The sequence below is a fragment of the Polaribacter sp. NJDZ03 genome (assembly GCF_019263805.1).
In the GTDB taxonomy this organism is placed as follows: Bacteria; Bacteroidota; Bacteroidia; order Flavobacteriales; family Flavobacteriaceae; genus Polaribacter.
Genome location: NZ_CP079195.1, coordinates 1715443 through 1737033 on the forward strand (window position 1 = coordinate 1715443; position 21591 = coordinate 1737033).

20 protein-coding genes are annotated in these 21591 nt (G+C 29.2%); all 20 read right to left on the bottom strand.

Annotated features, from left to right (window positions below; all coding sequences use genetic code 11):
- Positions 1-26: 26 nt before the first annotated feature.
- Complete coding sequence (locus tag KV700_RS07355) at positions 27-1133, bottom strand: DegT/DnrJ/EryC1/StrS aminotransferase family protein (protein WP_218599653.1); 1107 nt, start codon at positions 1131-1133, stop codon at positions 27-29.
- The gene (locus KV700_RS07360; RefSeq protein WP_218599654.1) at positions 1126-2097 is read right to left on the bottom strand and encodes a glycosyltransferase family 4 protein; all 972 of its coding nucleotides are present in this window, start codon (positions 2095-2097) and stop codon (positions 1126-1128) included. Before KV700_RS07360 ends, KV700_RS07355 begins: the two co-directional genes overlap by 8 nt.
- Before the next feature lie 4 nt (positions 2098-2101).
- Positions 2102-3025 carry an NAD-dependent epimerase/dehydratase family protein gene (locus KV700_RS07365; protein WP_218599655.1) on the bottom strand — a complete coding sequence of 308 codons (924 nt, stop codon included), beginning with the start codon at positions 3023-3025 and terminating at the stop codon, positions 2102-2104.
- A gap of 3 nt (positions 3026-3028) precedes the next feature.
- Complete coding sequence (locus tag KV700_RS07370) at positions 3029-3778, bottom strand: glycosyltransferase family 2 protein (RefSeq protein ID WP_218599656.1); 750 nt, start codon at positions 3776-3778, stop codon at positions 3029-3031.
- A 3-nt stretch (positions 3779-3781) separates the two neighbouring features.
- A complete protein-coding gene (locus tag KV700_RS07375; protein ID WP_218599657.1) occupies positions 3782-4867 on the bottom strand; it encodes a glycosyltransferase family 4 protein in 1086 nt (361 codons plus the stop codon).
- Complete coding sequence (locus tag KV700_RS07380) at positions 4860-6017, bottom strand: glycosyltransferase (RefSeq protein ID WP_218599658.1); 1158 nt, start codon at positions 6015-6017, stop codon at positions 4860-4862. Before KV700_RS07380 ends, KV700_RS07375 begins: the two co-directional genes overlap by 8 nt.
- 97 nt (positions 6018-6114) lie before the next feature.
- Positions 6115-7305 (bottom strand): O-antigen ligase, encoded by a 1191-nt coding sequence (locus tag KV700_RS07385; RefSeq protein WP_218599659.1) that lies wholly within the window; start codon positions 7303-7305, stop codon positions 6115-6117.
- A gap of 3 nt (positions 7306-7308) precedes the next feature.
- Positions 7309-8484: a glycosyltransferase family 4 protein gene (locus tag KV700_RS07390; protein WP_218599660.1), complete on the bottom strand. Its 1176-nt coding sequence runs from the start codon at positions 8482-8484 to the stop codon at positions 7309-7311.
- Between the two features lie 42 nt (positions 8485-8526).
- The gene (locus KV700_RS07395; protein ID WP_218599661.1) at positions 8527-9618 is read right to left on the bottom strand and encodes a polysaccharide pyruvyl transferase family protein; all 1092 of its coding nucleotides are present in this window, start codon (positions 9616-9618) and stop codon (positions 8527-8529) included.
- Positions 9619-9628: 10 nt separating this feature from the next.
- Entirely contained in the window at positions 9629-11005 is a 1377-nt protein-coding gene (locus tag KV700_RS07400) for a Coenzyme F420 hydrogenase/dehydrogenase, beta subunit C-terminal domain (protein WP_218599662.1), read from the bottom strand.
- Positions 11005-12525, bottom strand: a complete 1521-nt coding sequence (locus KV700_RS07405) for an oligosaccharide flippase family protein (RefSeq protein WP_218599663.1) — start codon at positions 12523-12525, stop codon at positions 11005-11007. The genes KV700_RS07400 and KV700_RS07405 overlap by 1 nt, the downstream gene beginning before the upstream one ends.
- A gap of 100 nt (positions 12526-12625) precedes the next feature.
- A complete protein-coding gene (gmd, locus tag KV700_RS07410) occupies positions 12626-13753 on the bottom strand; it encodes a GDP-mannose 4,6-dehydratase (RefSeq protein WP_218599664.1) in 1128 nt (375 codons plus the stop codon).
- A 171-nt stretch (positions 13754-13924) separates the two neighbouring features.
- On the bottom strand, positions 13925-14269 hold the full coding sequence (locus KV700_RS07415) for a four helix bundle protein (RefSeq protein ID WP_218599665.1): 345 nt from the start codon (positions 14267-14269) through the stop codon (positions 13925-13927).
- Positions 14270-14501: 232 nt separating this feature from the next.
- Positions 14502-15452 (bottom strand): GDP-L-fucose synthase, encoded by a 951-nt coding sequence (locus tag KV700_RS07420; protein ID WP_218599666.1) that lies wholly within the window; start codon positions 15450-15452, stop codon positions 14502-14504.
- 92 nt (positions 15453-15544) lie between these two features.
- Positions 15545-16867 (bottom strand): UDP-glucose/GDP-mannose dehydrogenase family protein, encoded by a 1323-nt coding sequence (locus KV700_RS07425; RefSeq protein ID WP_218599667.1) that lies wholly within the window; start codon positions 16865-16867, stop codon positions 15545-15547.
- Between the two features lie 76 nt (positions 16868-16943).
- Positions 16944-17366 (bottom strand): adenylyltransferase/cytidyltransferase family protein, encoded by a 423-nt coding sequence (locus KV700_RS07430; protein WP_218599668.1) that lies wholly within the window; start codon positions 17364-17366, stop codon positions 16944-16946.
- Between the two features lie 118 nt (positions 17367-17484).
- A complete protein-coding gene (locus KV700_RS07435; protein WP_218599669.1) occupies positions 17485-17916 on the bottom strand; it encodes an adenylyltransferase/cytidyltransferase family protein in 432 nt (143 codons plus the stop codon).
- 294 nt (positions 17917-18210) lie between these two features.
- Positions 18211-19422, bottom strand: a complete 1212-nt coding sequence (wecC, locus tag KV700_RS07440; protein WP_218599670.1) for a UDP-N-acetyl-D-mannosamine dehydrogenase — start codon at positions 19420-19422, stop codon at positions 18211-18213.
- The gene (gene wecB, locus KV700_RS07445; protein ID WP_218599671.1) at positions 19422-20543 is read right to left on the bottom strand and encodes a non-hydrolyzing UDP-N-acetylglucosamine 2-epimerase; all 1122 of its coding nucleotides are present in this window, start codon (positions 20541-20543) and stop codon (positions 19422-19424) included. The genes wecC and wecB overlap by 1 nt, the downstream gene beginning before the upstream one ends.
- 115 nt (positions 20544-20658) lie before the next feature.
- Positions 20659-21588, bottom strand: coding sequence for a Gfo/Idh/MocA family protein (locus tag KV700_RS07450; protein WP_218599672.1), 930 nt, complete (start codon positions 21586-21588; stop codon positions 20659-20661).
- Positions 21589-21591 lie beyond the last annotated feature (3 nt).

The following is a 21591-nucleotide window of genomic DNA, read 5'->3' on the forward strand; positions in this document are numbered from 1 at the left end:
TTTTCTAGTTGATTTTTTTTACAAATCTACAAAAATTTCTTAATGCATTCTGAGATTCTTATTAAATCATTTTTATTAAGGGTAGATCCAGATGGAAGGCAGAGTCCGTGTAGAAATAAATTTTCAGCTACCTCAGCACCATAAAATGGAAAATCTTTAAAAACAGGTTGCAAATGCATCGGTTTCCATAAAAAACGGGCTTCAATATGGTTGTTTTTAAGAAACGTTAGAAGTTTTAGCTTCTTAGTCTCAACATCTTTTACTTTTATAAGAATACAACTTAACCAATGGTTTGATACAAAATCTGATGAAGGCTCTTTTAAAAAATATACTTCTTTAAAATTAATAAAATACGCTTTGTAAAAATCATTAATCGTACGTCTCTTTCTTATATAATTTTTCAACTCTTTAAGTTGGGTTATTCCAATAAGTGCTCCTAAAGAATTCATCCTATAATTATACCCTATTTTTGTATGCTCGTAATGACTTTCTTTCTCCTTGGCCTGGGTAGCATAAAAAAAGGCTTTTTCTTTTTCTTTTGCTGTATTGCATATTAAAGCACCACCACCTAAAGTAGATACAATCTTATTATTATTAAAAGAAAGTATTGCAAAATCTCCAAAAGAGCCACATTTTCTACCTTTGTAGGTTGCTCCCAATGCTTCTGCAGCATCTTCAATTAATGGAATATTGTATTTACGAGAAATACGAACTATTTCTTCAATTTTTGCTGGCATGCCATACAAATGCACAAAAATAATTGCTTTTGGTTTTTTACCTTTTAAGATTCTATCTTTTATAGCACGTTCTAATTGAATAGGACACATATTCCAAGTATCGTTCTCACTATCAATAAAAACAGGAGTTGCATTTTGGTAGATAATTGGGTTTATAGTGGCAACATAGGTTAACGACTGACATAAAACCTCATCTCCTTCTGCTACACCACTTAAAATCAGTGCCAAATGAATAGCCGAAGTTCCAGAATTTAAGGCCAAAACACTTTTCTTCCCCTCATAATACGCTTCTAAAGATTTTTCAAATTCTGCTACAACACCAATATCTATTGATGAAAAAGTAGTTTTTAAATCAATAGATATAATAGACTCCGATAAAGGAATTTTATTACGCATTACTCATTTTTGCTTTTTTAGCTAACACTCTAAAAAGATAAACATAAAGTATGATAAAAAGAACAATCATACCAAAAAACACTATTAATTGGATTGACATCTCTAATTTATAGGATTTAAGAATGATAAAATTAACTACTAATTGAAGTACACCATATCCTAAAGAAACTTTTAAATGAGATATTTTAGACACATCCACTAATTTTTGATACATGTGATGCCTATGAGGATCTAAAACACTTTCCTTGGTATATATAAGCCTATAAAGCATTGTAAGTGCTGTATCTGCTCCATATACTAGAATTAACAATAAAAATATTATTGAATTTAATTTTATAACAAATAAAAATCCGATAAAAAAAAGCAACATTCCTATGGCAATGCTACCAATATCTCCTGCAAAAAAAAGTGCTTTTTTTCTAAAATTATAAAAACCAAATACAATCAATGACAAGCCCGAATACACAATTAAATCTGTATGAACAATCGTTTCATTTAAATTGATAAAATACATACCAGACAATACTACCAAACTATAAATACCAGTAATACCATTAATCCCGTCCATAAAATTGAACATATTAATTACTGCAACTCCAAATACTAAGCAAAATATTGAATAATACAATGGAAAAACAGGAAACGCTGCTTGATATAAAATTAAGAATATAGCAATGATTTGAAAAGGAAACCGAACCTTTGAACTTAACGTATAGATGTCATCTAAAAAACTAACAAAAGAAATTAAAAATAGCCCTAAAACAAAAAAGGGATATTGAAAATCATTCATAAAGAAGAATAATAGAATTGCAATCGGAAAAATAATTCCACCTCCCCTAATCGTTACTTTCGTATGCGAACTTCTTTCATTGGGTTTGTCAACAATATTAAATTTTTTAGCTAACTTTAAATACACAAAAGATGCTGCAATTAATATACATAAAACAATTAAATTCTTCTCCATAAACTTAAAATGATGCGATTGTTTTTTTGATTCCTTCTTCTACTGATAAAGGTAATTCTTTTTGAAGTGCCTTTTTAATCTTTACATTAGATACTTCGTAATTTTCTGTCAATTTTTGTAACCTTTCAGAATTAACGGGTAATGGTAACACATCTCCTACTTTTGCTAAAAGCCCAACAAAAAACTTTGGAATATTTAAAACCTTAGCAGGTTTTTCTATGACATCTCCTATAATTTTAACCAAAGCTGTTGTAGATAAAGAGGCATTATCTGCCACATTATAAATGCCAGAAGGTACACCCGTATTTTCTATCAATTCATTAATTACAAAACATAAATTTTCTACAGAAACAAAAGATCTTGCATTTTTATATTTACCAAAAGGATACGGAATTCCTTTAGATACAAAACTATACAACAAATTTAAATTCCCTTTATTATTAGGACCATGAATCATGCAAGGTCTTAAAATGTACACTCTTTTATTTTGAGGTATTTCTTGTGATAAAATATACGTTTCAGCGGCTAATTTAGATTTGCCGTAAACTGTAACAGGATTAGGCGTTACATCTTCGGTTAAAACACCTTCTACTTCATCTGCAGCAGCTTTTACAGAACTCATGTAAATAAAAACTTCACAATCACTCTTTAAAAATTGATTGAAAAGTGTTTTAGTCAATTCTGTATTTACTTCAAAATATGCTGAGTCTTCAGATATCTTTTTTAAATCGTGCGCTTTCCCTGCTAAATGAATAAAACTCTTAGCTTGGTTCAATTTTTCTAAACTTAAAGTTTCATAACTAAGCTCTTCATTCTTTGGCGTTCTAGATACACCAACAGTTTCTTTTTTATTTCTCTTAAAATAGTCTATCAAATTAAGACCAACAAAACCTTTATTTCCTGTAATTATATGTAAGTTACTGTTCATCAATTACTTTTTATTTAAAAACCCAATTATTTTCCAAAAGCCTCTTAACTGTACTTTTAAATAACTAAATTTTATATTATTTCTGGTCAATGCTTTTTTTATTTCTTTTGAAATTAATTGATAACTACTAAAACCAGAACTACTTACACCACCTATTAACATAGACGTAGTGGTAATATCAGAAAATTTCCAAGTGATTTTATGTTGTAAGAAAAAACGAGTAATCAATTCATAATCTGCACCAATGGTAAAGTCTAAATGGTAAAGTCCATATTTTTTAAACAAATCTCTTTTAAAAAATATCGCTGGATGCGCTGGCATAAAACCTATTTTCAGCTTCTCTGGATTCCAATTTTTAGCGGAATACTTTCTTACCGTTTTCCCTTCTTCATTAAATTGTAAAATATTACCTACAGAAGCATCAATATTTTTATTTTTTAAATGAAAATTAGCTACATTTTCTAACACTTTTTCATCTGTAAAAATATCATCAGAATTTAAAATCCCTACAATATCTCCTGTAGCCATTTCAATCCCTTTGTTCATGGCATCATACAAACCTTTATCTGGTTCAGAAACCCATTGAGACACCATAGACATGTATTTCTTTACTAAATCTATAGTAGTATCTTTAGAACCCCCATCTACTACAATGTATTCTACGTTTTTATACGTTTGATTTTGTACTGATTTAAAGGTTTTTTCGATGGTTTTTGCACTATTGTAACAGACTGTTATTATAGAGATTTTCATTAATTATAAATTATTTATTATTTCTCCAACTTTCATATCAAAAGTATTTGGATTATATTTTAACATAGCTTCTTTATGATTAAAGCCTTGTATTTTCTGTAATCTTTTTTTATCCTGAAATAAAATTGTAACATTATCAACGATATCATTAAATGACTTCGTTTTTATTAGGGCACCATTTTTTAAATCAATTACATCTTTTAAATAATTATGATCTGTAGTTATTATTGCATTCCCAAAATACATTGCCTCTATAATAGTCAGTGGAAAAGCTTCTGTTTTGTAAAATGTAGGTAAAACAAAAATAGAACTTTCTTTTAATAAATCTTCCTTATCCTTTCCTTGAACAACACCTAGATATAAAAATCTTTTAGGATATAATAATTTTAACTCTTCTGATATTTCTTTAAATTTAATGCTTACGTTTTTTGTAGACATCAATTCATCACCCATTGGCAAACCCGCAATCTTTATAATTAAATCTTTATCCTTATCTAATAACTCTTTAATAGCTTCTAAAAAAACAAAAACACCTTTTGAATATATTAAATTTGATAAAAAAACAAGTTGTTTTTTCTTCAATGAAAAATCAACTTTATAGTCTTTAAAATCTGACGAATAACAATTAGCAACTACTTCTATTTTTGAAGAAGAAAACTCGTTAAACTGATCTTTCATTGAGGGTAATAAAACAATGTTTGTATTAATATGATTGTAGCTCCACCTAATTAATTTCTTTAAAAAACCAGAATTCTTATAAAAATCTATAAAATCAGCACCGTGTAAATGATTAACAACTTTTTTATTAAAAATTTTAGCGAATAATAATAATTGAAAATCTTTTATAAAACCAAATTTACTTCTTGTACAAGTAAAATATATTTTATCAAATTTATAGAAGACGAAAACTATAGGCAAAAAAAACAGACAATATAATGAATTAATTATCTTGTTCTTTTTAAAATTAGTTGTGTTAAATAAAATTTTATCAGAATTAAAATTCTCAAAAACTTGTTTAAATGAAATTGACTGACCTGTATAAGGTTCTGGAAAAGGTCCAAAAAAAAGAATTTTACTTTGTTTATTCATTTAATAGACTTTTAATAACATTTAACTGATTGTATGGATTATACAAATCATCTATAATTTGGTAACAATTATCTCTAATTACACTTCTATTTTTAGGTAAATTCACCCAATTTGATATTACATTTTCTAGTGACTGAATATTATTTTCTTCAAAAAAACAACCAGTTACACCTTCTTCTATAACTTCTACCTCTGGCATTTGATTTAAATAGTTTGAATGTGTACAAACAGGTGTGCCAAAACTTAAAGAATGTATAGCTGTTAAACCTACATTTCCTGGTGATACACAAAGTTCTGAATAATAGATAAAACTAGCTAACTTTTCTTCATCATAACAAGCACCGTAAAACTGAACATTAGTCTCTATGTTTAACTCTTTGACTAATTCTTTTAGGTTTCCTGTTATTTCTGAGTCTCCCTGTCCAATCAACAAGAGATTTAATTTTTTATCTGTTTTGTTTATATTGGAAACTGCACTAATTAATAGATCTAATTTTTTAACGCGTGTTAACCTACCCACAAAAATAAGATAGGGTAAATCTTGATTCAAAAAGGTAAATTCTTTACTTTCAGCTTGAAAATCATTTAAAGACTGTAGCTTATGTCTAATACTAAGATGCTTATCATAATTTAAAGAATTAAAAACAACTAGCATTTTTTCTGATTTAATACCTTCTGCAATTAATAACTTTTTGGCTCTTCTTTCATACAATAAAATTTTATCAGCGGTATTATAAAAGAAAACCCTAATTTTCTTTTTTAGATTAGATTCATTACCATAAATACCGTGCGTCCAATACACTACTTGTATCCCCCTAATTTTACAAATTATCATTGCTAACCAAGTGGAAATAACTTGAATTTCACCCAAAAAAATAGCTGTATGAAAATCATCTTTGAAACAACTTTTAATAACACCACTTTGCCAAATTAAAATTCTTTTCTTTAACCAATAATTTTTTATGATATGAAGCCTATCAGAATCTTTTTCGAAACTTTCTTTATTAAAGTCAATCTCTTTTATATTCAACTTATTTTTTATTGCAAAAAAGAAATGAAATTCAAAAAAATTAGATTTTATTAATTTCTCCCATAACAAGCCTCTGTAGTGAGAAGGAATGTTAGTAAAGTTGTGTATTTTTTTTTGCATGTAGTTTTAATTAGTACTCTGATATATATAAACTCTAAATCTATTATTTTACACACTTCCACTATAATATTTCTGGTAATTTATATAATAAAATCTATTAATCATTGTTATTTCTTCTAATTTTATATACAGAACAGCTTTTACCAAAATCATCATTCACAATAACTTCAATTAAAGAAAAACTAAGTATTAATGGTATAAAAAAGAAAAAAAAGTGGTAGAACCCAGAAAAAACACTGTAAATTAAAAAAATTAATACTGTACTTAATACAAATTGAAAGTGTTTATTTTTTTTACCCCAAAGTATTATTAAAATTTTAAATAATCTAATATAAAATAATAATAAACATAGTACAGCAAATATACCATAATCATACGCAAAATCTAATATATCATTATGGGATGACTCATAATTTGAGAGCCCCGATTTTCTTCTAAACCCATAATAACCAGAACCAATAATTTTGTTTTCTAAAGGCACATAACTATTATCTATCCAATTATTAAAACCAACTATATATAAATTATCTCTACCTGAACCTCCATCTTCAGACAAGCGTTCTATACGCCCCATAGCTTTGTCTAAATTTTCTGAACTTTTATCTTGTAAAAAAAACAAGTAACCACTCATTAGCAAAAGTATTGTTAAAACAGCCCATTTTAAACTAAAAATTACTTTGCCTTGTTGAACTCTAAAAAACACCATAATAAATAGCGTTACAAATAGAGAAATTAAACCTGTTCTTTTTAAGCCTATAATAATAAAAGCTCCTATAAATAATAAAAAAGCGTATTGCAAACTTCTTTTTTTTATTAAAAAAACTACTGGAAGACAAGCACTTAATAAGTTAGACCAATTTGTTTGCAGGGTATTGCTATTTGAATCTACCAATAATTTAGTAACAAAAAACACTTTGTAACTAGCTAACACAGCAAGTAACAATACTAACAATATAAATACATTAATACTTAAATACCGCTTTTTAAACAAATAAAAATTGGTTTGAAACATTACTATAGGAAAAAAAGCTAAAGAAACATATTTAAGCCAATTGTTTGATGTATTGTTTGCTATTATCGCTATAAAAAAAATGACATACAATGCTGAAGCTTTAACAGGAATTGAGTTTTTAAATAATAGATCGTTATTTACTAACGTAAAAAATATAAAACAAACAAAAATATAACCAAAACAAAATAGCCAAATAAATTCTTGTCTTTGATTTAAAAGCGTTATGATTAAACACAAGAAAATATTAATAAGCACAAAAAATAATTTATTTTTCATTTCTTATGATTTAATAGTGCTTTTAAATAAGCGCAACCATTTCTTACCCCAAATTTCATTGGTAAATCTTTTAAGAAATGCTTCTCTACCATTACTTGCTATTTTGTCATACAAATCATTACTTAGTAATAATGCCGAAATGTATTTACTAAAACTTTCTACACTATTATCTTCTACTAGAAAACCTGTATTTTTATGATCTATAATTTCTAATGGCCCACCTTTTCCTGTAGCAATAACAGGTATATTACTAGACATAGCTTCAATAGCCACTAAACCAAAACTTTCTATACTATTAACGCTTATTAAAAGATATATATCTATTATTGGATAAAAATCTTCATTATTTACATTACCAAGAAAGTGAATTCTATTAGCATAATCACTTTTACTTGCAAAAGACTTTACTTCTTTAAAATATTCTTTTTCACTATCACTAGATGGGCTACCACCTAATACACAGTGTAGATTTTGATGCTCTAAAGCTAAGGTTTCGAATATGTTAATCAATTCTAAAAAACCTTTCGTTTTAGAAAACCTTCCTAAAGAACCTATACTCTTTGTGTTTAAAGGTATGTTAAACTTTTCTTTTAATATTATTTTTTTATCCTTAAAAACTGAAAAATCTTTACAACTGTTAGGTATTAAGATAATTTCTTCTTTTAAAAACTTTTCTAACCTTTGTCTAATAACATCGCCTACAGCAACCACTTTATCAACTTTTGATAATTTATAAGTTATAAACCTACTCTTCAATTTAAAAGGCGTAGTATCTATACGCGGTACAGTATGTAACACAGATATTACTTGTACGTCTTTTCTTTTAACACGTAACTTAGGTATATCACTAAAACCAATTGTAATAAGTCTATCTATTTCATTTTCATCTACAAGTTTAGAAATTTCAATAGAATTTAAATTTTTAGTTTTCCAATTATGAAGCATTACTCTTGGCGAATACCAAGGAATTCCTGCAACTACTTTTGGGTTATACATTTTACTTTTACTGGGTAATATATACGCTTTACCATAATTAGATAAAGCTTTATAACTTGCTCCTTTTAATGAAGCTGCAAAAGATAAATTAACTCCTGCTTTATCTAATTCCTTTGCTAAATCAACCAACCAAGTTAAAACTCCGCCTTTGTCATTTCCTCCTATAATAAATAAAATATTCATTAAAAACGTATTATCAACTAAATTATATAAAAACTATTTCAATTACTTTAAAGCACTTAATAAAAAAGATTTCGAAGCAACTTTTTCTTTATTTAATAACTCTTGTACCTCATTAAAATTTATTTTTTTAAATAACATCTCTTTATTATAAGGATTTTTACTTGTTATTAATCGATCCATTAATCCTAATTTACTTAAAATAGAATTGAACCTAGCAAGCCCTCTTCTTTCATTACCTATAACAAGAAACTGTTTTTTAAATAAGATTGAAAATATTGTTCCGTGAAATGAGTCTGTTATTATAAATTCTGCATCTCTAAAACCTCTTAGCCAATTAGAAACAGATGGATATATATAATTATAAAAATCTAATGATTTATTCTTTAATAATAATCCCGGATCTTTTTTATAATTTATAGATACCGCTTCTAAATTTAATGCCGCAGCAGCATCCGATATAATATCGTTATTAACTTTAGATGCATCTAAAACATAAGTTGTCATTGTATTTACTAGTTTGGGGCTAGATTTATCAATAATAGGAAGGTAATCATCACTATTTAGTAATAAAACGGGGTCTAAAACATGTGCTGCCTTTACATCAAATGTTTCAGAACAAATTTTAACGCCACTTTCTTCTCTTACGGAGATAGCATTAAATTGTTTTAAAAGAGAACTTATTTCATTTAACGATTCTTCAGTTCCATCAACACTATCTTTTCCAAAAGAAGCAGCGTATGCCACTTTTTTAACATTTTTATCTTTAATAAAATCTAAAAAGTAATTATTTTTTACACCACCAGTATGCTCAACTCTCCAAACTTGATCACTACCAACAACAAAAGCATCAAACCCCTCATTATTAAGATCTAACATTCTTTCTTGTGATCTTATTTCGAAAGTTTTAGGATTAATCCATTTCTTATTAAATTTTTTAACTTTACCTATAAGAAGGTTGTGGTATATAATTTTTTGGATATAGTACTTTAGATTTTTTTGTGTTTGGTTCCACTGTCTATCTACTAAATAAGCATCAAAACCATTTTCCTTTAAAAAAGTAGTTAATGCAAAAGCTTGTAAAACGCCTCCATAGTTTCCTTTCAATGGTAATGTTAAAACTCCAATTTTTTTCATATTCTATAAATTATTTTTTTTTCCAAACAAAAACTCTATTAATAATGCCATCATAGTAATGATAATATTTTGTAAATTTTTTTAATTTAATTAAATCTTTTTTTATTTCGTTATCAAATGTAATAGCATTTGGAGAATTTTTCCATATTTTCAAGCTATTAGAGCGCATTTTCATTCTTAAACTTTGCACAATTTTAAATGCTATTGTAATTTTTTCATTATTAAATCTTTTTGGAATTTTTATATTTTTTTTCTTCATCCTAAAACCAAGTGCTCTTTGACGATGATTAAAACTACCTTTTTGAGATTTTAAAAAAGCTTCTAAAGATATACGATCAATTACAAGTTCTTTTTTAATCAACCCCTCCTCTATAATCTTCTTTGCTAAAAGAGATCTAGTAACAATAACATTTGTCCCTTTACCATCTTTAAGGTAAGGAGGCATCCAAGCATCTCCTAAAGAAATATCGGCAAGTTCAGTTGTTACATCATCACAAAAATCACAAGCATTAGCCTTAAAAAGGCCGGTACCCCACATATCACCAACAGTTTTCATCCTTATGGATTTTTCTTCTTTAGTAGAAGAACTTACACAGCCAAAGGAATAATCACCAGCTGTACTTTTATGGTTTTTAATACGAAACTGAGGCTTCTCGTAATCATTTTTGTTTACACTTGATTTCTCAGCTAGATATTCAGTAAAAAATCGGCTTTTAACTCCACCACAAATAATACCAACAATAAATGAAATTTTTTCTTTCAACTCAACATCTTTGTACTGGGCTAATCTAATTGCTTTAACAAAACATGCAACACCTGTAATAGCGACCTTACCTTCTAGCTCTTTAATTCTTAACAGTGCTGTATCCATTGAAACAGGAAAATATTTAGTCTTAGATGCTGATAAAATATCATTTAACGAACTTGAAATAGCAAATTCGTAATGAGCATCTTTAGTATTTGATTGCTTAACAGAAATAACATGCTGCACTATATTTTGTTTAAAAAGGTTTTCAAAAATATAAGTAGCGGTACCACCTGAAGAGGAAGTTATTCTATGAGATTCTGAATACCCTGCATAAAGACCATTGTACTTACCAATTCTAGGATGAGATTCTGTTTCATCTTTTAGAAAGATATCTGCTATTTCTGTTTCTGTTTTCACTGCTTCTTCTGGAAAAGGATTAAAAGGACAAACAGTTATACATTCCCCACTTGAATCACAATCATTTACTTTAACAGGAACCTTAAAGCCTTCATCACTCCAAGCCATTTCAAGTGATTTTGTAGGACAAACAGGAACACACATTCCACAACCAATACACATATTTGGGTTTACAACAAAATCTATAACTTCTGGTTGTTTATTTTCTTCTTGTTTAATCATTAATTTCTTAGTTTTAATATTCTTTTTAATGGTTGTATTATAATGTTTTTCTCATATTTATTCATGCTAAAAAACCAAAAGCATGGTATATACAAAAATGCAAAAAACAGTATACCTATTAAGAATTCTAATAAAGTGTTAATTGGAAATAGAGTTTTTAAATAATAAATAAGTGCACCTACAAGTATTGGTGCAATAGCCATTTTAAATATTTCTGACCAAAATTTCAAAATATTAATTTTTTGCTTTATGTGATAGTAAATATTCATAACTATAATCTGTCCTAAAAATATTGATATTGAAATGGCAATAGCAATTCCAATACCACCAAATTTCTTAGCTAGAGGAATCTGTAAAACTATACTTAAGATAGAAATCAAAAAATACATAATTGACCTAAATTTCATTTGATTACGAGCTTGAAGAATGGCAATTCCTAAATTTTGTATCAAAGGAACCGTTAACGGGATAAAAAACAAAAGAGCCATATAATAAGCTTTTTCATATCCTTTTCCTGCCCATAATATCACGAAATTTTTACCAAATAAAATAAAACCTGTCAAAATAAATGACATAACTATAAACTGTATTCTACCTGTTTTTATAAAAACTTCTGAAACAGCGGTTTCTGAATTTTTTTCTACAACCATTCCTGTTATTTTAGGAAGAAATACCCCTGTAACTGCTTGAGAAAAACTCATATATAAACCTTGAAGCTGAATTGCTACAGCAAAAACAGCTATTGCTGCAGTACCTATAACTGCACCCAATATAAATTGACCAGAGCTCCAATATATTTTATCCATTATTACCCCTAAAAAAATATAAAATGAATAAATAGCAATTTCTTTAAAGAAAACTAATTCAATTTTTTTAAAAATAATCTTAATATGTAACTTAAATTTACAATAAATATAATTTATAAATAATGTTAAAACATTAAAAACAGAAACAACAACAACCATTCCAATTGCACGGTATCCCATTTCCAGAATAAGAACCATAATCAATGTATTTAAAACTATTCGTAAAATTTGAATACTTTTTTGAAAAACGAATTTTTCATATGCAGTAATAATAGAACCAAATATACTAAATGGAAAAGAAATTGCAAGATTAAACACCATTATCAGTACCATAATACCTGCTTTAGTCAATTCTACTTCCGTCATTGTGTTCCCAAACAGATAACTGACATTAAAATAGAAGAAAAGACCTATTAAAAGTGCTACAACACCTATTCCTGAATACATCAAAAGAAACATTCCAAACATAGAATACTGTTCTTCTAATTTTCCTTCAGCCCTATACTTAGCCGTATACCTTACTATAGCGTTACCAAAACCTAAATCTAAAATTGTAAGATATCCTATAACTGAAATAACAAGTGAATAAAGTCCATATTCATTCTTACCTAGCATACGTAACATATATGGAGTATAACTTAAACCTACAATTGTATTTAATCCTATTACAACATAAGATAATAATATTCCTTTTTTTAACTGACTTTTACTCATTTATTAATTATCTACAATTATAGCGTTTGTTAGAAAATATGAATTACTTATTTTATGAAAGAAACAAGTAATTCATACAACTATTAAATATTGATATTTTTTACTCAGCTTGTTTTAAAATTTCATGACCTGCTTTTAGCAAAACAACATCTTTTTTCATAATTGCAACATCACCTTGCATCATGTCTTTTACCAAAGACGCTAAATCATGCTCTGGAACCCAACCTAATTTATTCTTCGCTTTAGAAGGATCTCCAATTAACAAATCTACTTCTGTTGGACGGAAATAAGAAGGATCTACAGATAAGACTTCTTTGCCAATTTCTATTTGAAAATCTTCATGATTACATGCTGTAACATATGCTTTTTCTTCAACTCCTTCGCCTTTAAATTCTACCTCGATACCAACTTCCTTAAAAGCTAAACGTACAAAATCTCTTACTGTTGTAGTTACTCCTGTAGCAATTACCCAGTCTTCTGGTTTATCTGCTTGTAAAATCATCCACATCATGCGAACATAATCTTTTGCATGTCCCCAATCACGTTTTGCTTCTAAGTTTCCTAAAAAAACTTTTTCTTGTAAACCTAATGCTATTTTAGCTACTGCACGGGTAATTTTTCTTGTTACAAAAGTCTCCCCTCTTCGTGGTGACTCATGATTAAATAAAATACCGTTACAAGCAAACATGTCATACGCTTCACGATAGTTTTTAGTTATCCAAAAACCATATATTTTTGCAACTCCATAAGGAGAACGTGGATAAAATGGAGAAAGTTCATCATAAAAACCTCTTTCATTTTTATTCTCTGGCATACCTCCATATAATTCTGAAGTAGAAGCTTGATAAATTCTTGTTTTCTTTTCTAAACCTAAAATTCTTACTGCTTCTAAAATACGTAAAGTACCTAATCCATCTACGTTACCAACATATTCTGGAGTATCAAAAGAAACAGCAACATGAGACATTGCCCCTAGATTGTATATTTCATCTGGTTGACATTCTTGGATGATACGCGTTAAATTCATCGCATCGGTTAAATCACCATAGTGTAATTTTAATCTTTGATCAGGATCGTGTGGATCTTGGTATAAATGATCTATTCTATCTGTGTTAAATAGCGATGATCTTCTTTTAATACCATGTACTTCATATCCTTTTTCTAATAATAACTCTGCTAAATATGAGCCATCTTGTCCAGTAATCCCTGTAATTAATGCTACTTTCATGTTCGTTTTTCGTTATTCGTGGTTCGTGGTTCGTTTTTCGTGGTTCGTGGTTCGTGGTTCGTTGTTCGTGGTTCGTGTTTCGTTGTTCGTTACTCGATGGACGATAAACGGTAAACGATGGACGATTTTCGTTGGACGATAAACAGTGGACGAAAATCGAAGAACGATTTTTCACTTTAGTGATTTTATTAATTTATACAGCATCATCTTAATTCTTGTACAAAGATCTAATAATTTAGTATACTCATCATTAGAAATATACCCTAAATCTTTTGCCAAAAACAATTGATAATTAGCTTCTTCTAAAGAGCCTTTTGCAATATATAAAAATTGGATAAACTCCTTTTTATACTGCCTCCCTTGCCCTTCTATTATATTTGTTGGAACACTACTAGAACTTCTTCTTACTTGATTGGTTAACCCAAATTTTTCTGAGGAAGGAAAGTTTTTTGAAACTTGGTATACATCAAGCGTTAATTGATGCGCTAGTTTCCAAACTTCTAGTTTACATTCCATTTTTTTGTTCGTTATTCGGTTTTCGTTATTCGTGTTTCGTTATTCGTGTTTCGTTACTCGTTGTTCGTTGTTCGTTACTCGTTGTTCGTTGTTCGTTACTCGATGGACGGTAAACGATAAACGATGGACGATAAACGATGGACGATTTTCGTTGTTCGTTACTCGATGGACGGTAAACGGTAAACGATGGACGATTTTCGTTACTCGTTGGACGATAAACGCCAAACGATCTTTAAAGCTTAACTTCTTTAAAATTTTCTATATTTTCTATAAACCATTTGTAGGTTTTTTCAATTCCTTGTTTTAAATCAATTTGATGTTTCCAACCTAAGTTGTGCATTTTAGAAATGTCCATTAGTTTTCTTGGCGTTCCGTCTGGTTTAGAACTATCCCAAACTAATTTTCCCTCATGCCCAACAACTTGTTGAATTGTTTCTGCCAATTCTTTAATCGTTAAGTCTTCACCTGTACCTATATTGTAAAGGTATTCTGGTAATTCATTTTCTAAAGCATACACAACAGCTTCTGCCATATCATCTACAAACAGAAATTCACGCATTGGCGTTCCGCTTCCCCATAAAGTAACATCTGAATTATTATTCATTTTTGCCTCGTGAAATTTACGAATCATGGCAGGTAATACATGAGAAGACTTTAAATCGAAATTATCATGCGTACCATATAAGTTTGTTGGCATTAAGCTTACATAATCCTTTTGAAATTGCTTTCTAATTGCCTGACATGCTTTTACGCCTGTTATTTTTGCAATAGCATACCATTCATTTGTTGGCTCTAAAGAATCTGTTAATAAATACTCCTCTTTTAAAGGTTGTGGAGCTAACTTTGGATAAATACAAGAACTACCTAGAAAAATAAATTTCTCGATCCCTGCTTTTAATGCAGTATCAATTAAATTATTTTGAATCTGCATGTTTTCCATCAAAAACTGATATGGAAAATCGTTATTTGCTAAAATACCACCAACTTTTGCAGCAGCATCGATAACTACTTCTGGTTTCTCCTTTTCATAAAAATTAAGAACTGCTTCTTGATTTTTTAAGTCTAACTCTTTACTCGTTTTACCAATTAAGTTAGTGTATCCTTTTTTCTCTAAAGTTCTCCATACTGCAGACCCAACCATACCTCTATGACCTGCAATATAAATTTTAGTATCCTTTTTCATCTTTTTTTTCTTATCTGATGTCTCGTTGTTCGATGTTCGTTTTTCGTTTTTCGTTTAAGCGGTAAACGAATATCGAACATCGGAAATCGGTTTTATTTCCCTATTTGAAAATACTCAAATCCTTTTTCTTCTAAATTGAAAGCATTGTACTGATTTCTTCCATCAAAAATAATAGGATTCTTTAATTGTTGCTTAATTTCTACAAAATCTGGAGATCTAAATTCTTTCCATTCTGTTAACAAAATTAATGCATCTGCGTCTTGTAAAACTTCGTATTTAGAAGTACAGTACGTTATGTTTTTAGCATCTTTTAAATAGAATTCTTTTGCTTCCTCTATTGCTTTAGGGTCATAAGCTTTCACTTTTGCGCCTCTTTTTTCTAATTCTTTTACAATATAAATTGCTGGTGCTTCTCTCATGTCATCTGTACCTGGTTTAAAGGCTAAACCCCATAAACCAAAAGTCATTCCTGATAAATCTTCTCCAAAACGTTTTACAATTTTATGTGCAATTACTAATTTCTGAGCATCATTTACATTTTCTACAGACTCGATTAAGTTTGCTTTATAACCGTTTTCTTCTGCAATTTTCTTTAAAGCTTTTACATCTTTAGGAAAACAAGAACCTCCATAACCTGCACCTGGATAAATAAAACTATACCCAATACGCTTGTCTGAACCAATACCGATACGCACCATATTTGCATCTGCGCCTACTCTTTCACAAATATTTGCAATCTCATTCATAAATGAAATCTTTGTTGCTAACATTGTATTTGCAGCATATTTTGTCATTTCTGCAGAACGAATATCCATCGTTATAAAACGATCATGGGTTCTAAAGAAAGGAGAATATAATTGCTTCATTAAATCAAAAGCATAGTCAGAATCTGCACCGATAACAACTCTATCAGGCTTCATAAAATCGTCTATAGCTGCTCCTTCTTTTAAAAACTCTGGATTAGAGACAACGCTAAACTCTAAATCAGATCCTCTTTTATCTAATTCTGTCTGAATAGTCGCTTTTACTTTGTCTGCTGTACCAATTGGCACAGTAGATTTATCTACTACAATCAATCTTTTATTCATAGTTTCTCCGATAGACTTTGCTACGGCTAAAACATATTGTAAATCAGCAGAGCCATCATCACCCATTGGGGTACCAACTGCAATAAAAACAATTTCGGCATCACTAATAGCTTCTCCTAGGTTCGTTGTAAAAAATAAATTTTTATTTTTTACATTTTTTAAAACCATTTGTTCTAAACCAGGTTCAAAAATAGGAATGATTCCTTCCTCTAATTTTTGAATTTTCTTCTGATCTATATCTACACAAGTAACCTTGTTCCCCATTTCTGCGAAACAAGTACCAGATACTAAACCTACATAACCAGAACCAACTACAGCAATATTCATAATCCTTTTTATTTTTTAATATTCAATTTTATTTAAGATATTATCATAAAAAAACACTTAAAAATAAGTGTTTTTTCTAATTATTTTTTAATAACCAAGATGATGATTGTATTTTATCACCCAAACCATCAATCAAGTCAATATGTAATTCTTTACAAACAGGTACTTCAGGAATAGAATTATTATCTTGATCTCCTCCATTAGCAAAACCTATTTGATACTCTTTTCCATACTTTTCATGAATAGCACGTATAGATGCACAAACCGTTCTATCGTTATCTACCGAAATCATCGCTTTATCTACAGATTTAATGTTCTGCACAATAAACAAGCGTTCTTCTTCTTTTTGAAATTCCTTAGAACCTTTTAAGCCTCGTTGTAAATCACTATTTACAATTACAATTAATTCATCTGCTAAAGCCTTTGCATTATTAAAATACTCAAGATGCCCTTTATGAATTGGATTAAAATATCCTGATACTATAATAAGTTTTTTCATTTATTTTGCAAATATAAATTAAATTATCTATCAGAAAAATAGGTGTTTTCACTCAATTTTTGGTCAATTATTAAATCGCCATATAAATGACAACTTATCCCCAAAACCTGTAAAACATTTATTTCTCTTTCTTTTTTAAATTCTCTTTCTCCTGAACTTCTTTACGCAGCCCACTACTAGAAAAACGGTGTTCTCTTTTATTAAAGTACAAGTCGATTCCTTTTTCTTCACAGTATTTTCTACCTGTAAATTGTTTACTCGCGTATTCGTCCCCTATAATTCTAACATCAACCTTAAAAGATCTTAAGATATCTTCTAAATCTTGTTCTGTTGCATATGGTACAATTTCATCTACGTGCTTACATCCTTTTAGTTGTATGTATCTTTCTACGACCGACTGTACTGGCATATTCTTTTCCGGACGATCTAAAGTAGGATCTGTCTGTATACCACAAATTAAATAATCACATTGTTCTTTTGCGTCTTCTAACATTTTTACATGCCCTGCATGAAATAAATCAAAAGCACTAAAGGTTATCCCAACTTTCATAAGTTTCTTTTTTGGCAAATATATGTTAATTATTTAATAATTTATTATACAGTAGTTTTTTCTTTAATTTCTTTAGTTACTTAAAGACTAAATAAAAACACAACCAACTAATTAACAACAACATAATAGTATTTTTATTAAGACTAAAAAAGATTTTCCCTTCTTCTAAAACTTCAAATACTACTACTTAAAAACGATAAAAATCATGAATATTTCAAGACTTGAAAAACAATGAAATTTGAGAAAATTCTGTTCGAATAATTATTTAATAATTAGCTTACTTTAATCAGTATCCTATTTAATAATTCCACAAAAATCTAAAACTACTTTATCCCTATCGATAGGCAATGTTTTAAATTCGTTATGCGCAACAAGATAAACAACAATATCTGCCTTGCTAAATGCTTCTTTATAATTTGTGATTTTATAAATATTATGTTCTGTAATATTTGGTTCTACAATAAAATACTCTTCGTTATTCGTATTTTGTAAAACTTTTTGGGCAATGTATTTTGCTGGAGATTCTCGTAAATCATCAATATTTGGCTTAAATGCTAACCCCATTAAAGCAATACTTGGTTTTCTTCCGTGCTTTAATTCAAATTTTAATTTCTCATTCTGAATTTTCTCTGCACACCAAAAAGACTTATAGTTATTTACCTCTCTTGCCGTACCAATAATCTTAGATTCCATTGGATAATCTGACACAATAAAATAAGGATCTACCGCAATACAATGTCCGCCAACTCCACAAACGGGTTGTAAGATATTCACTCTCGGATGCTTGTTTGCTAAACTAATTAACTCCCAAACATTTATATCTGCTTTGTCACAAATTAGTGAAAGCTCATTCGCAAACGCAATTTGCACATCTCTAGAAGAATTCTCTGTCAACTTACACATTTCTGCCGTTCTTGCATTTGTAGAATGTAACGCTCCTTTTACAAATTGTTTGTAAAAATAAATGGCTTTTTGAGTAGATTTTTCATCCACTCCACCAATAACCCTATCATTATAAACCAACTCATGCATTACATTACCAGGTAAAACTCTTTCCGGACAATAAGCAATATGTAGCTTCCCTTCTAGCTCTGGTCTTAATGAATAAATAAGATTCATCATTTTTTCTGTTGTACCTATCGGTGATGTAGATTCTATAATATATAAATCGTCTTCTTTTAAAAGCGGAATAATATTTTTAGTAGCAACTTCTACATAAGAAATATCTGGTTCATGATTTCCTTTAAAAGGGGTTGGTACCACAATTAAATAAGTAGCTGCTTCAACTGGCTTTATGTCTGCTTTTAGAAAACCTTTTTTTACGGCTTCTTCTACAGCAACATCTAAACTTGGTTCTACAATGTGTATTTTTCCTTGGTTAATGGTATCTACAACATGTTGATTAACATCAACACCATGAACTTGAATTCCGTTTTGCGCAATTAATGCGGATGTTGGCAAACCAATATACCCTAAACCTATCGTTACAACTTCTACTTTTTTCATTACTCTAAATTTGAAATAAATTCAATGATTCTCATGCACGCTTTACCATCTCCATAAGGATTATGTAAAGAACTCATAGATTCATATTTTTGGATATCATCTAACAACCCTTGCGCTTCTTTTACAATTTTAGCTTTATCTGTACCAACTAAAATAACGGTTCCAGCCTCTACCGCTTCTGGTCTTTCTGTGGTATCTCGCATTACTAAAACAGGCTTCCCTAAACTTGGTGCTTCTTCTTGCACACCTCCACTATCTGTTATTATTAAGTACGATTGATTCATTAACCAAACAAATGATGGATAAGACAATGGTTTTACCAAATGAATATTATCTACATCACCCAACAACTCATTTACTGGCTTTAAAACATTCGGATTTAAATGAACCGGATACACAATCTCCACATCAGGATTATTGACAGCAATTTCTTTAAGTGCTCCACAAATATTTATAAATCCCTCACCGTGGTTTTCTCTTCTATGTCCTGTTACTAATATAATTCTTTTATCAAAATTAACTTTACTTTTAATTTCTTTAACATCATTATTATCTAAATTATCTACCCTACTAGAACTTTCTAATAAAGCATCAATAACCGTATTACCAGTAATTAAAATATTTTCTTCGGATATATTTTCTTGTAAAAGATTTTCTTTAGATTTTATTGTAGGTGCAAAGTGATAGGTTGCAACTCTACCAGCAACCTGACGATTCATTTCTTCCGGAAAAGGAGACAACATATTATTGGTTCGCAAACCTGCTTCTACATGACATACTTTTGCTCCGGCATAAAAACCGGCAATACTTGCTGCCATAGTAGTAGTGGTATCTCCATGCACAAAAACATAGTCTGGTTTATACGATTCTAAAATAGGTTTTAATCCAGAAATTACTTCTCCTGTTAAGTTGTATAAATTTTGATTTGGTTTCATTAAACACAAATCGAAATCTGGAGTAATATCAAAAAAACTTAAAACCTGGTCTAACATTTCTCTGTGCTGACCCGTTACACAAACTTTAGTTTCAAACCTTTTGTCTGCTAAAAACTGATTTACTAAAGGTGCCATTTTAATAGCTTCTGGCCTTGTTCCGAAAATTAAAAGGTTCTTTTTTTTCATTATTTTTATTCAAAATAATTTGACATTATGATGTTTCTTTTTCAGGAAAACCATCCTTATCATCAATAATAACAAATTATAGGTAAGTTAATTTTTATTTAGAAAATTCCTTTTATTAAACAAACAGATGTTTTTCACCCATTGTACTAATTGCCGCATTTCTAATATTATGAACTATTTTAATAGATTCTTCCGAGTCTTTTAATCCAAACCCATTTCCTTTTAATATTTCTTGGTAACTTATAGTATGTAAATCTGTAAAACCCGCACTAAACTCTAATTCTTCATTATCAATAGCTATAGATCTAAAAGTTCTTTGTCCTTTTTCTTTTATGTCTTGCGGTAAATCTTCTTCATTAATGGATAAAAACCAACGTACTCTAGCGTTTTTAAATTCTAAATATCCGGCAGATTTATCTTTTTCTCTAAGATGTACAATATTTTCTTGTACTTCTCCAAAAATCCAAGTCAGCATGTCGTAAAAATGGACTCCAATATTTGTAGCAATTCCTCCCGACTTACTCTCATCTCCTTTCCAAGAAATATCGTACCATTTGCCTCTAGAGGTAATATATGTTAAATCTACATCGTACTTACCAGCTTTATTTTCTAAAGCTACTTTGTTTTTTAAAGCAATAATACTTGGGTGTAATCTTAATTGCAGAATGGTATGTATTTTCTGACCAGATTCTTTTTCTATATCTTTTAACGCATCAACATTCCAAGGGTTTAAAACTAAAGGTTTTTCACAAATAGCATCCGCACCTCTTCTTAAAGCCATTCTAATATGAGAATCATGTAAATAATTTGGTGTACAAATACTTACGTAATCTAAATGCGTACCTCCTCTTTTTAGTTTTTCTATATGACGATCAAATCGTTCAAATTCTACAAAAAAATCTGCTTTCGGAAAAAAACTATCCATCACACCAACGCTATCAAACTTATCTAAAGCTGCAATCAGCTGATTATCTGTTTCCTTAATAGCTCTTAAATGTCTTGGCGCAATATACCCTGCAGCTCCTATTAATGCAAAATTCTTCATTCT

What these genes read in the sequence shown, in the direction of transcription:
- KV700_RS07355 (WP_218599653.1), bottom strand. Translation starts at nt 1,133, where the DNA reads ATGCGTAATAAAATTCCTTTATCGGAGTCTATTATATCTATTGATTTA.
- KV700_RS07360 (WP_218599654.1), bottom strand. Translation starts at nt 2,097, where the DNA reads ATGGAGAAGAATTTAATTGTTTTATGTATATTAATTGCAGCATCTTTT.
- KV700_RS07365 (WP_218599655.1), bottom strand. Translation starts at nt 3,025, where the DNA reads ATGAACAGTAACTTACATATAATTACAGGAAATAAAGGTTTTGTTGGT.
- KV700_RS07370 (WP_218599656.1), bottom strand. Translation starts at nt 3,778, where the DNA reads ATGAAAATCTCTATAATAACAGTCTGTTACAATAGTGCAAAAACCATC.
- KV700_RS07375 (WP_218599657.1), bottom strand. Translation starts at nt 4,867, where the DNA reads ATGAATAAACAAAGTAAAATTCTTTTTTTTGGACCTTTTCCAGAACCT.
- KV700_RS07380 (WP_218599658.1), bottom strand. Translation starts at nt 6,017, where the DNA reads ATGCAAAAAAAAATACACAACTTTACTAACATTCCTTCTCACTACAGA.
- KV700_RS07385 (WP_218599659.1), bottom strand. Translation starts at nt 7,305, where the DNA reads ATGAAAAATAAATTATTTTTTGTGCTTATTAATATTTTCTTGTGTTTA.
- KV700_RS07390 (WP_218599660.1), bottom strand. Translation starts at nt 8,484, where the DNA reads ATGAATATTTTATTTATTATAGGAGGAAATGACAAAGGCGGAGTTTTA.
- KV700_RS07395 (WP_218599661.1), bottom strand. Translation starts at nt 9,618, where the DNA reads ATGAAAAAAATTGGAGTTTTAACATTACCATTGAAAGGAAACTATGGA.
- KV700_RS07400 (WP_218599662.1), bottom strand. Translation starts at nt 11,005, where the DNA reads ATGATTAAACAAGAAGAAAATAAACAACCAGAAGTTATAGATTTTGTT.
- KV700_RS07405 (WP_218599663.1), bottom strand. Translation starts at nt 12,525, where the DNA reads ATGAGTAAAAGTCAGTTAAAAAAAGGAATATTATTATCTTATGTTGTA.
- gmd (WP_218599664.1), bottom strand. Translation starts at nt 13,753, where the DNA reads ATGAAAGTAGCATTAATTACAGGGATTACTGGACAAGATGGCTCATAT.
- KV700_RS07415 (WP_218599665.1), bottom strand. Translation starts at nt 14,269, where the DNA reads ATGGAATGTAAACTAGAAGTTTGGAAACTAGCGCATCAATTAACGCTT.
- KV700_RS07420 (WP_218599666.1), bottom strand. Translation starts at nt 15,452, where the DNA reads ATGAAAAAGGATACTAAAATTTATATTGCAGGTCATAGAGGTATGGTT.
- KV700_RS07425 (WP_218599667.1), bottom strand. Translation starts at nt 16,867, where the DNA reads ATGAATATTGCTGTAGTTGGTTCTGGTTATGTAGGTTTAGTATCTGGT.
- KV700_RS07430 (WP_218599668.1), bottom strand. Translation starts at nt 17,366, where the DNA reads ATGAAAAAACTTATTATAGTATCAGGATATTTTAATCCAATTCATAAA.
- KV700_RS07435 (WP_218599669.1), bottom strand. Translation starts at nt 17,916, where the DNA reads ATGAAAGTTGGGATAACCTTTAGTGCTTTTGATTTATTTCATGCAGGG.
- wecC (WP_218599670.1), bottom strand. Translation starts at nt 19,422, where the DNA reads ATGAAAAAAGTAGAAGTTGTAACGATAGGTTTAGGGTATATTGGTTTG.
- wecB (WP_218599671.1), bottom strand. Translation starts at nt 20,543, where the DNA reads ATGAAAAAAAAGAACCTTTTAATTTTCGGAACAAGGCCAGAAGCTATT.
- KV700_RS07450 (WP_218599672.1), bottom strand. Translation starts at nt 21,588, where the DNA reads ATGAAGAATTTTGCATTAATAGGAGCTGCAGGGTATATTGCGCCAAGA.